We start from the raw sequence: 10,150 nt of genomic DNA, 5'->3' as shown, positions 1-10,150 counted from the left end.
GGACTTCGATCCAGTCTTTTTCGTCAACCCAGTTCTGGCTGCCCTGATTGACGCTGCGGATTGGCACCAGATAATCACAACTTATCTGCGGTTTTACCGATGCGCACAAAAAAGGGCACTCAATTGTGCCCTTTTGATATTAATTGTGTTCGACTTCGATCCAGTCTTTTTCGTCAACCCAGTTCTGGCTGCCCTGATTGACGCTGCGGATTGGCACCAGATAATCACAACTTATCTGCGGTTTTACCGATGCGCACAAAAAAGGGCACTCAGTTGTGCCCTTTTGATATTAATTGTGTTCGACTTCGATCCAGTCTTTTTCGTCAACCCAGTTCTGGCTGCCCTGATTGACGCTGCGGATTGGTACCAGATAATCACAACTTATCTGCGGTTTTACCGATGCGAAAATAGGCACAAAGCCAAAGCTGAGGGCGGTTTCGATGATCGCCTTTTGGTTCTGCGGGTCAATATCGGCTGCCTCATCAATATAGATAGGGATGCGATACATAGCCTGCTCCTGATCAGATAGCAAATAACGGATAAACAACATGCCGCACAGGAGTTTAATGGTGATCCGGGTACCATTTGAGCCAGCAGAGTCAATCTTATCAAAGTGCTCAGTATCGCCCGCGCGGTTTACTACTTCAAAGCGAATATCAAACAGATCCGTGAGTGTCAGGCCTGCCTTGTCGCTGGCCAGCTTGATAATATGATCTTTGGCTTCGTTGACTGCATTGTTGTCGGCGGGTTGCTCGCTGAGTAAGTCAAAGCTTTCACCTTGCTCATACAAGTCGGATGTTGCGATGATGGTATCGATACTTTCAACCAGCATCTTTCTTGGGATCACGTTGATCTTAAATGCCTTAAGGTTAGAGATGCGATGTTGACTGATCCCCTTGTTAAAGCTGTTCATTTCCCGGCGCAGGCGATCTAAGTCTTCACGCAGACCTTTGATGGTCGCTGCGACTTCCGTCAGTGCCACCCGAGCCTGACGTTCCACTGCATCACGTTCATTATCGAGGTTGTGATAGGCGCTGATAAGCTTAGCGTACTTAGTCGCATCGTCTGTTTCGTTGTCGAACTTAGTAATCCCGGCGTTGTAGATGTGCAGGTAAGTATTGCGCACATTGACATCCAGGTTACGTAGTTCCTGACAGTCTTTGTTGAATTGATGGATCACTTCGGCCAGGTTATCAAAGTCCAACTTAATCTCAACCGGGTAGGGCGTTTGTTTGCCGCTATACAAGTCGAGCGTATGATCGATGCGTTCAGACTTTACTTGCTTCAGGCGATCGGCCTGGCGCAGGATCAGATCTTGTTTACTCTTGATGATGGAGCGGCGATCTGAAATTGACCCGGCGTTACGTTGCACATCCTGCAAATAATCGTCTACCTGCTCGCGTTCAGCTTGCAGCTGTTCCTGCAATGCTTGTTGGGCTTCAGCCGATTGCGCCATGGTCTGGAATTGCTCAAAGCGTTTTAATGCCGCTTCGGTGGCCATCAATTCATCGTAGAGTGCATCGCGCTCTTGTTGCTTTTCTGCCACATTGGCAGACACTTCGCGCTGTTGTTTTAGCTCTAGCAGCGACTGTTGTAATGCTTCCAGCTGAGCTTGCAACTGGGTCTTGTTTTCGCCACTTTGCATTTGCACTGGTGCCAGCTTTTTCAGTTTTATGGTGGCACCGGGAAGCTTAAGTTCACCGCCTTTGACTGCCGCAGATAATTGCGCCAGAAAGTCGCCAAAGGCGTCGTCATCATTGATCTCAACTTCGCCTTTTCCGGTCGTGGCAAAAGACAAAATATCCGGGTTCAGAATCCGAGAGATCTCTTCTACTTCTTTCAGTGACAGGTCTTCACGCATTCGGGTAAAGAGGTTGAACTCCAGGTTTTTCAGCTGAAGCTTCAGGCTCTTGACTTGCTTTTGCGTTTCGCCAATTCGATAGTCCAGTGTATGGAGGCTCTGACCCTGTGCACTGTTAATGGAGAACGACAGCTGTTCGTACTCTTTTTTCAGTAGCGTCAGATTGGTTTTTAGCGTTGCATGGTTGGTGAGCTCAAACTCAGACTTGAGCGCGTGATAGTCAGTAAACCATTGCTCTATCTGTGTTTGCTTTCGCTCAATATCACGTGACTGTTGCACATAGAGCTGTTGCTTTTCCTCAAACTCGCGTTTTTCCTGCTCAATATTCTCAAGTTGATCATTGAGCTCGCTAATCTGGCTCTGCTGATACTCATCGAACTCCACTATGGCTTTGTCGAGCTTAGGTGCGTAGGCAGCAAGCTTGCCTTTGAGGGTCGCTTCGCCTTCAATCATTTGTTCCAGCGCAGCAATGGGTTCCTGCATGGACTCCAGGGCATTCAGCTCTCGGCGAGAGCGGTTTACTTTATCAAACGCACGGCGCCACACGTCATAAAAGTCGACTTTGGAGTTGGACATATGACGCTCAAAGACTTTAAGCATAAAGCGTTTGACATCATGGGCACCCAGTTTATGCAAGTTCAGAATTCGGCGGAAGATCTCTTTGTATACCGCGGCATCCTGGACGTTGTTCAGCGGGATCATTTTGAGGTTGATGTCACCATCGTACGGCGTTGCTCCACCAGTCAGCAAGGCATTCAGTTCGGCCGCTTTGAGTTCAACGGGCTTAAAGCCTTTTTCCTGTAAGTGATTGAACAACTTAGTGTATTTAATGATGCTTTTTCCCTGGGTAAAGTCATCCAGGTTGAGTTTGCCGTTATAGCAAAAGAACTGGTGCGCATAACCGGCAATTTTGCCTAACCCCGCAACGCCGATGACGACGTCGCCATGAGGCAGATTTGCTTCAAGCAGAATGTAGGACTGATCACTAGAAAAGTAGAACTTACGGGTTTCTTCCAGGTCGTGACCATCCCACTCGGTCAGGCGCAAATCGTTGATAAGCGGGAATTGCAGGGCATTGATGACTGAGCTTTTACCTGTGTTGTTCGGGGCACAGATAGAGGCACTTTTATCCAGCGGGATCACACACTTGGCATAACCTGCGGTGTTGAGCAGGGCGAGTTTACTGAGACCATACAGCTTGTTCATACTTCTTCCTCAAGTGTGTCGTAATTGTCCTCATTTACTTCCATCAGTGCGTCGATATAACGATATACCGGTGCCAGTAGCGAGAAACCTTGCTCTACTTCGCGAGCCAGGCCCAGGCGAACCATGCGCAGACAAACGTCTTTGCGAAGATCGGACCCTGAGAAAATTTCTAGCTGGTCGAACAGGTGTTTATTAAGCTGAACCAGGGTCTGCATCAGCTCCAAATCCAGTACTTCATCAAACAAAGCGCGCAGCGGATCTTTACCCTGGTTGGCAAAGTGCTCGATCAGGATGAATACAGTCAGGGCAATGGCACGGGAGATCTTCCCCATGTTAGGCGTGCTTTCATCACTGGCCAGATAATAAAAGCCGCGACTGTCGTGTTGCAGGTCATGGCCAAGGGCGCTGAACAGTGCCTGATAAGACTCTATGTGTTGATCCAGCTCTTGCCACTGTGTCGTGTCCTGCTCGCTGATATGGTAGCCACTGACCAATTTTTTATTGATCGCCTGTAACTGGCTGAGTTCGTCTAGATTAATGTGTGTCATGGTGTTTACTAATTCTGGTTATCTGATTGCTTGTCCGTTGCACTGAACGGATAAAGTCGAATGCGGGTATTGGCGATTTGCATCGTTTGTTGTTGCTCGTCCTGGGCAATATCGAGTTCGGGGTCGCTGATCAGCTTCTGGTACAGGAACAGCATTTCATCTGCTTCCAGTGTCGGGTATTGTTCGTTCAGAAAGCCAAGCAGAGCAGTGCGTTTTTTACCAGATCCTTTAAACGATTTACGGACGTCCGAATAATCCGGAATATTGGGGCTTTGATACGCAGGCACATCCTGCTGGTCCGGTAACTGATATTCTTCGTGTTCGAACTCGCTGAGACTGGCCATATAAGCCACCATATGACGCTGCTGACCCAGGCTGAAACGCTGTATGTCCGAGACAAAGTAGGGTTGCACCGGGCTGAGCATACGATCAACGCCATTTTTGCGGATCAGACCGAGGACTTTTGCCGCCTGGCGGGTAATGAGGGTATTGCGTCTGAGCTCTTCGCGCAACGGCATCAGCATATCGGCACTTTTACCTAAGCTCTCACGCCCGATCAGGTGCATATCGAGGATCCGGGTACGCAATTGCTCGAGCATACGTTTGTCCTGTGCACCACGGCCAAGTTGTTCGATTTGCGCGATTTGTTCACTGATCTGATGCTCTATAGTGGTAAAGCAGGCCTGGAAGGGTCCGTGGATATCGACCATTTCCAGCATGGGCTCAATATACTCATCAAATGCTTCAATCACGGCGCGGTAGCGTTTTTGCAAAGACAGGTTGCCCTGATCTGATTTGGCCTGTTCCACCAGGTTCATGATTGCGCTTTCATTGTGATGATACAGCTTGACGATTTTACGCACACGTTCATCCATAATGCGACTAAAACGACGCAGTTCACTGTGATCGCCTTCATCGCCTGCCTGGGCCAGGCGTTCACCCAGGCGTTGCAAATCTTTAACTAATACGGTGATTTCTTCAGCCAGGCCAAGATGTTCTTCTTGTAATAGAAAGCTGGCGAAGTCGGCTACGGCTCGGTTAATTTCGAGTTGCGACGATTTGGCCAGAGGAATAATTATTTCCTGGTTTAGTAACCGATTGGTTTCTCTATAAATTCGCTCACTCGACCAGTTTGGATTTTTTAATTTGATGATGTTTTGCACATCTTTTAGGCTGAAATCGGCCATCTTAAAGCGTTTAAAAAGCAGCTCCAGGACGCCCCAGTGTTCATTCAGCGTATTTAATACTTTTTTAGCTGGGATCATAGCTTTCCAGTGTGTATCAATTTTGTGACGGTATCAGGTAAGAAAATTGTCATAATGTGTAACTACTCGTGGCACAGTGTGCTGCTAAGTGTTAGACTCCGCGCCGATTACGTTACTCTTCACAATTTTTACTTTTAATTACAGGTTGTTTACGCATATGGTCACGCCCATTATCCTAACCCTGATAGCGGTCGCTTTTGTGCTTATCGTTATAGAGGATATTATCCATGTAAACAAGGCCAAAACGACCCTTTTTTTTGGCACTTTATGTTGGATTATCCTATTTATCTCTCCGATCCATGGCGAAAGCTCAGAAACTATACAACATCGGCTCGATCACAACATTCTGGAAATTGCCACATTGTGGTTATTCCTGATGGCTGCGATGACCTTTGTTGCTTACCTGAACTCCAAAGGATTTATACAAAACATCGTCCACCGTGTGATGCCAACCCAGATCAGCGAACGTAAAATGATGTTCCTGGTTGGCGGTTTTGCCTTCTTGTTTTCTTCGATTTCTGACAACATTACTGCGACACTTATCTCACTGGCTGTGGTCATGTCACTCAAACTCGACCCGAAGAAACTGATTAAGTATGCCACATTGATCATTTTTAGTGTTAACTCAGGGGGGGTATCGCTCATTACCGGCGATGTCACGACACTGATGATTTTCCTGGCTGGCAAGGTCACCATTCCTGATCTCCTGCTGCTGGTTGCGCCTTCAATTGTCAGTGTGTTGTTGCTGGCTACACTGTTGTCCATTGGCATGAAAGATCAACTGCTATTCGAAAAACAAGCGCTGCGTCGAATAGAGAAAACGGACATCACGATTGCCGTTATCTTCATGACAACCGTACTCACCACGCTGTATCTGAGCGTGCAATATCAGGTCCCACCTATGCTGACTTTCCTGTGTGGTCTGTCGGTGATGTTTTTGATGGCGCAGTTTCTGATGCGCAAGAAAGACGTCAACAAAAAGATCATCGATTATATTCGTGAGATAGAGTACGACACTTTGTTGTTTTTCGTCGGTGTGTTGCTGCTGGTTGGGGCACTGAAAGAGGTGGGTGTCCTGAATATGTTTACCCAGTTGTATGAATTCATTGATCCTCAGTATGCCAGTTACCTGGTTGGCCTGATGAGTGCAGCGGTAGATAACGTGCCCCTGACGGCTGCCCTGTTAAAGGCGGACATTGTTATGAGCCCTCAACAATGGCTGACTTTTACTTATGCAACGGGTGTCGGTGGCTCTATGCTGATTATCGGCTCTGCTGCCGGGATTATTGCAATGAGTAAAGTAAAAGCTCTAACCTTTACCAGTTACTTAAGAATGAGCCTGTATTTGTTAATTGCCTATACGGCAGGTTATGCGGGCGCCTATTTTATGGGACAATTTATTTAAACTTTGGTGACAGGGGCAATTTTGTACTTGACACCTAGACGTCTAAAAGATACCTTTTTCAAGCCCGCTTAAAATGCGGGCTTTTATTTTGTCTGGATTCAGTTAAATCCCGGCAAAATAAACAGAAGAGGCGCGATGCTTAGGTAGCTGATGTGAGGTGACGATTACCCGTGACCATCAGTGAGGGAAGTACTCGCCGAGAAAAGTCAGGTTGCGTCAGCGTGATTTTTCGGTCCTTGAGGTTGAATCCTCGGGACTGTCACCGTTTTCAGGTGGAGAGCTTCTGGCAGAGGTCATTTCTTTATGGTTAGTCCATCCTATTGCCAAGTTCTCCTTATTGATGTTGATCGCCCTGTGTGATCCCAAGGAGATAAAATGAATTCCCAGTATGTCGTTGCTAAATTTGGCGGCACCAGTGTTGCAAACTTTGAAGCCATGCAGCGATGCGCCACGATAGTCCACGATGATCCGAGTGTCCGTGTTGTGGCCGTTAGCGCCAGTGCCGGTGTGACGAATCACCTGGTAACCCTGACGCAGCAAAAAGTAGACGCAGAGGCACGCCAGGCACTGTTTCAGTCTGTGATGGATATTCAACAGAGCATTCTGGCATGTCTTACGCTCGATGCTGATCTGGAAGCAGGGTTTACTGAAACACGGGATGACTTTCACACACTTGCTCAATTACCTGCGCTGGATGCACAGCAGTGTGACGAAATGCTGAGTTTTGGAGAGCGTTTTTCGTCTTATCTGTTTACTCAGGTACTGAGAGATTTAGGGGTCGCCAGCAGCCGATTTGATGTGCGACAGGTGCTTAAAACAGACCGCCAGTTTGGCAAGGCAGTGCCAGATATTGACGCAACACGTGAAGCCGCCGAGGCTCATTTAATTCCTTTGTTGCAGGAGCAGGTGGTGGTAACTCAAGGGTTCATAGGCAGTGATAATCAGGGACAAACCACCACATTGGGACGCGGCGGGTCTGATTATAGTGCGGCGCTACTGGCTGAGGCAATTGCCGCACGCAGTGTACATATCTGGACAGATGTGGTTGGTATCTTCAGTACAGATCCGCGTTTGTGCCAAAAAGCGCAGCCAATCGCCCGGTTGAGTTTTGATGAAGCCGCAGAAATGGCAACCTTTGGTGCTAAAGTGCTACACCCGGCCACTATATTGCCTGCCAGCCGCAGTGGAATATCAGTGTTTGTGGGCTCAAGTAAAGACCCGCATGCTGGTGGGACCTGGATTGAAAAGAATAATCGCTCAGAACCTGGGATCCGTGCAGTCACGCAACGCAAGAACCAGATCCTGTTAACACTAAAGAGCCCGGAAATGCTGCTTGCAAGTGGTTTTCTGGCACGTATTTTCACCATTTTGAGTGCACATAATATTTCGGTTGATCTGGTAACCACCTCTGAGATCAGCGTTGCATTGACGCTGGACAATGCGCCAAATGCCACACGCCCCGAGCTGGCGCAGGCTTGTCTGGATGAACTCGGAGAGTTTTGTCAGGTCAGTGTCGAAAACAATCTGACACTGGTGGCCATGATAGGTTCTGAAATCCAGCTGCGCCATGGTGAAGCGAGTCTGATGCAAGTACTGGCTGACTTTAATATTCGCCTGATCTGTCATGGCGCAAGTCGCCATAACCTGTGTTTCTTGGTTGAGCAAACGGAATCGGACGCAGTCGTGCAAGCGATCCACAGCCGATTATTGGAAGCGGCATAATTCAGGGGTCTGGCAAGTCAGGCTGGACACTTTATCACGAGCGGGTAATACTCGCTCTGATACCGAAATCAATTACTCACAGGTGTGTCCATGGAATATCAGGAAATTTATCAGTTCTGGTTTGTCGAATGTCAGGAACAAGACTGGTGGCAAAAGTCGACACAGTTCGACAATAAAATCACGACGCGGTTTACCCACATACACCAGCAGGCTGTGGCCGGAGAACTGGCTGAATGGCGAAAGACTGCGGTGGGGGCGCTGTGTGAAATCATTGTACTCGATCAGTTTTCGCGCAATATGTTCCGCGACACGCCAGCAGCGTTTGCCAGCGACCCGCAGGCTTTGTGTTTAGCGCAGCATGCCGTTGAAAAAGGGTTTGATCAGCAACTAGAGAAAACCCAGCGCACCTTTTTGTATTTGCCCTACATGCACAGTGAAAGTCTGAGCGTACATCAGCAGGCGGATGCCCTGTTTAAATCATTACCAAACTATGAGTTTGAGCTGGCGCATAAAAAAATCATTGAACAGTTTGGCCGTTACCCCCATCGAAATGCCATTTTAGGGCGTGAGTCGAGCGCTGAAGAATTGGCTTTTTTGCAAACGCCTGGTTCGAGTTTTTAAGTCTGGCTGAGCTGTGTTCGGGCTTGCTGTCACCTGGTGAAGGCCGGTAGGCCAGCTCTGATCTGAGGGCGTAAACCCTTGTCACCGTTGGCTGTTCCGATTTGCCTGAACTGACACTCGCAATTTGTTTACAAGTGCGTATAATCGCCAGTCTACAACAATAATTAACTTGGCATTCGATTATGGCTCAAGTGCGTGAAGGTTTTCAAAGCCGTCTGGGCTTTGTGTTAGCGGCAGCCGGTGCGGCAGTCGGACTTGGTAATATTTGGGGATTTCCCACTCAGGCAGCGAACCACGGTGGTGGCGCGTTTTTGCTGGTTTACTTTATCGTCATATTCTTACTGGCATTACCGGCTTTGTATACGGAGCTGTACCTGGGCCATCAGGCGCAAGCCAACCCGGTGAAAGCGCTTAAGCAGGCGTGGCAGGAAAAGCAGCCTAAAATCGGGGCCTCTGCAGGTTACATCGGCCTTGCCGGTGCCATTGTCATGCTCAGTTTCTATTCTATTGTTGCCGGCTGGATGTTGGCGCATTCTCTGGAGCCACTAGCACGTTTGACTGGCTGGGATGCTGCCAGCCAATTTTTGTCTGGCGATTCAACCTTACGGAACTTTATATTTACCCCTTTGATGCTGCTGTTGACCGCTGCGATCATTTTGCAGGGGGTGAAATCAGGTATTGAAGCCTGGTCCCGCCGTTTAATGCCACTGTTACTGCTGTTACTTATTGCGCTGATTGCTTATATGGGCACGTTAGAAGGCGCTGCGGCAGGCTTTAAAGCCTATCTGGTGCCAGACTTCAGCAAAATTGGTGATCCTGAATTAATCATTGCAGCAATGGGGCAGGCATTCTTTTCTTTGTCCCTGGGCGTAGGCTGCATGATGATTTATGGCTCTTATCTGAAACCAAATGAGAACCTGCCTAAACTGACTTTCAGCGTGGCAATGCTGGATACCGGTGTGGCGTTTCTGGCCGGATTATTGATCATCCCGGCTTTGTTTATCGCGCAGAACAACGGGGTTGAAGTTTTCCAAAATGGTAAACTGGTCGGCGAGGGCCGGCTTATTTTCGCAATTCTGCCAGAGTTATTTGCGACCATGGGCGAGATAGGTTTGTTCGTTGGGCTGACTTTCTTTGTGCTGATGTCGATAGCATCACTGACTTCAACCATTTCATCCACCGAAATTCCGGTGTCATTTTTGGTCGAAAACCATGGTTTCAAGCGCTCACAGGCAACCTGGGTAGTAACCCTGATACTGTTTGTCTGTTCAGGCACCATTATCATGAATTTTGATTGGTTATTTGGCCTGGTTATCCAGGTATTTACCCAATATCAGCTGCCATTGATGGGCCTGTTCTACTTTATTACTGTAGGTTGGGTATGGCGTCGTGGTAACCAGCTGGCACTGGAATGCAGTGGAAAAATGTACTGGTTTGCTCAGTATGTACGATTTGTCTGCCCGGTGCTGATGACTGCTGTTTTTGCCAATGTGGCGTTCTTTAAGTAGCCCTCATTGGACAC

The 10,150-nt window shown here is 48.1% G+C and carries 7 protein-coding genes and 1 riboswitch; of the genes, 4 read left to right on the top strand and 3 right to left on the bottom strand.

Translation table 11 applies throughout. The features are described 5' to 3' along the window. Window positions 1–289 precede the first annotated feature (289 nt). Genes QNM19_RS07680 through QNM19_RS07670 form a run of 3 tightly spaced genes read right to left on the bottom strand, consistent with a single transcriptional unit; the run spans window position 290 to window position 4,880 of the window. Complete coding sequence (locus tag QNM19_RS07680) at window positions 290–3,067, bottom strand: ATPase (protein ID WP_049865107.1); 2,778 nt, start codon at window positions 3,065–3,067, stop codon at window positions 290–292. Continuing rightward, entirely contained in the window at window positions 3,064–3,615 is a 552-nt protein-coding gene (locus QNM19_RS07675; protein ID WP_049865108.1) for a condensin complex protein MksE, read from the bottom strand. Before QNM19_RS07675 ends, QNM19_RS07680 begins: the two co-directional genes overlap by 4 nt. An 8-nt stretch (window positions 3,616–3,623) precedes the next feature. Continuing rightward, on the bottom strand, window positions 3,624–4,880 hold the full coding sequence (locus tag QNM19_RS07670) for a hypothetical protein (RefSeq protein ID WP_049865109.1): 1,257 nt from the start codon (window positions 4,878–4,880) through the stop codon (window positions 3,624–3,626). 157 nt (window positions 4,881–5,037) lie between these two features. Here QNM19_RS07670 and nhaD point away from each other — a divergent pair, with 157 nt between their 5' ends. The 4 genes from nhaD (at window position 5,038) to QNM19_RS07650 (ending at window position 10,136) form a co-directional block, all read left to right on the top strand. Further along, window positions 5,038–6,285: a sodium:proton antiporter NhaD gene (nhaD, locus tag QNM19_RS07665; protein ID WP_049865110.1), complete on the top strand. Its 1,248-nt coding sequence runs from the start codon at window positions 5,038–5,040 to the stop codon at window positions 6,283–6,285. Window positions 6,286–6,402: 117 nt separating this feature from the next. Continuing rightward, window positions 6,403–6,576: riboswitch (Lysine riboswitch) on the top strand. 84 nt (window positions 6,577–6,660) lie between these two features. Beyond that, window positions 6,661–8,007, top strand: coding sequence for a lysine-sensitive aspartokinase 3 (gene lysC, locus QNM19_RS07660; protein ID WP_284026553.1), 1,347 nt, complete (start codon window positions 6,661–6,663; stop codon window positions 8,005–8,007). A 90-nt stretch (window positions 8,008–8,097) separates the two neighbouring features. After that, window positions 8,098–8,628, top strand: a complete 531-nt coding sequence (locus QNM19_RS07655) for a DUF924 family protein (protein WP_284026552.1) — start codon at window positions 8,098–8,100, stop codon at window positions 8,626–8,628. 182 nt (window positions 8,629–8,810) lie between these two features. Beyond that, complete coding sequence (locus QNM19_RS07650; RefSeq protein WP_049866177.1) at window positions 8,811–10,136, top strand: sodium-dependent transporter; 1,326 nt, start codon at window positions 8,811–8,813, stop codon at window positions 10,134–10,136. Window positions 10,137–10,150 lie beyond the last annotated feature (14 nt).

This window comes from Pseudoalteromonas ardens (genome assembly GCF_030125445.1).
GTDB lineage: Bacteria > Pseudomonadota > Gammaproteobacteria > Enterobacterales > Alteromonadaceae > Pseudoalteromonas > Pseudoalteromonas ardens.
Note: the sequence above shows the minus strand (reverse complement) of the source record. Positions and strands in the feature narration are given on the sequence as shown.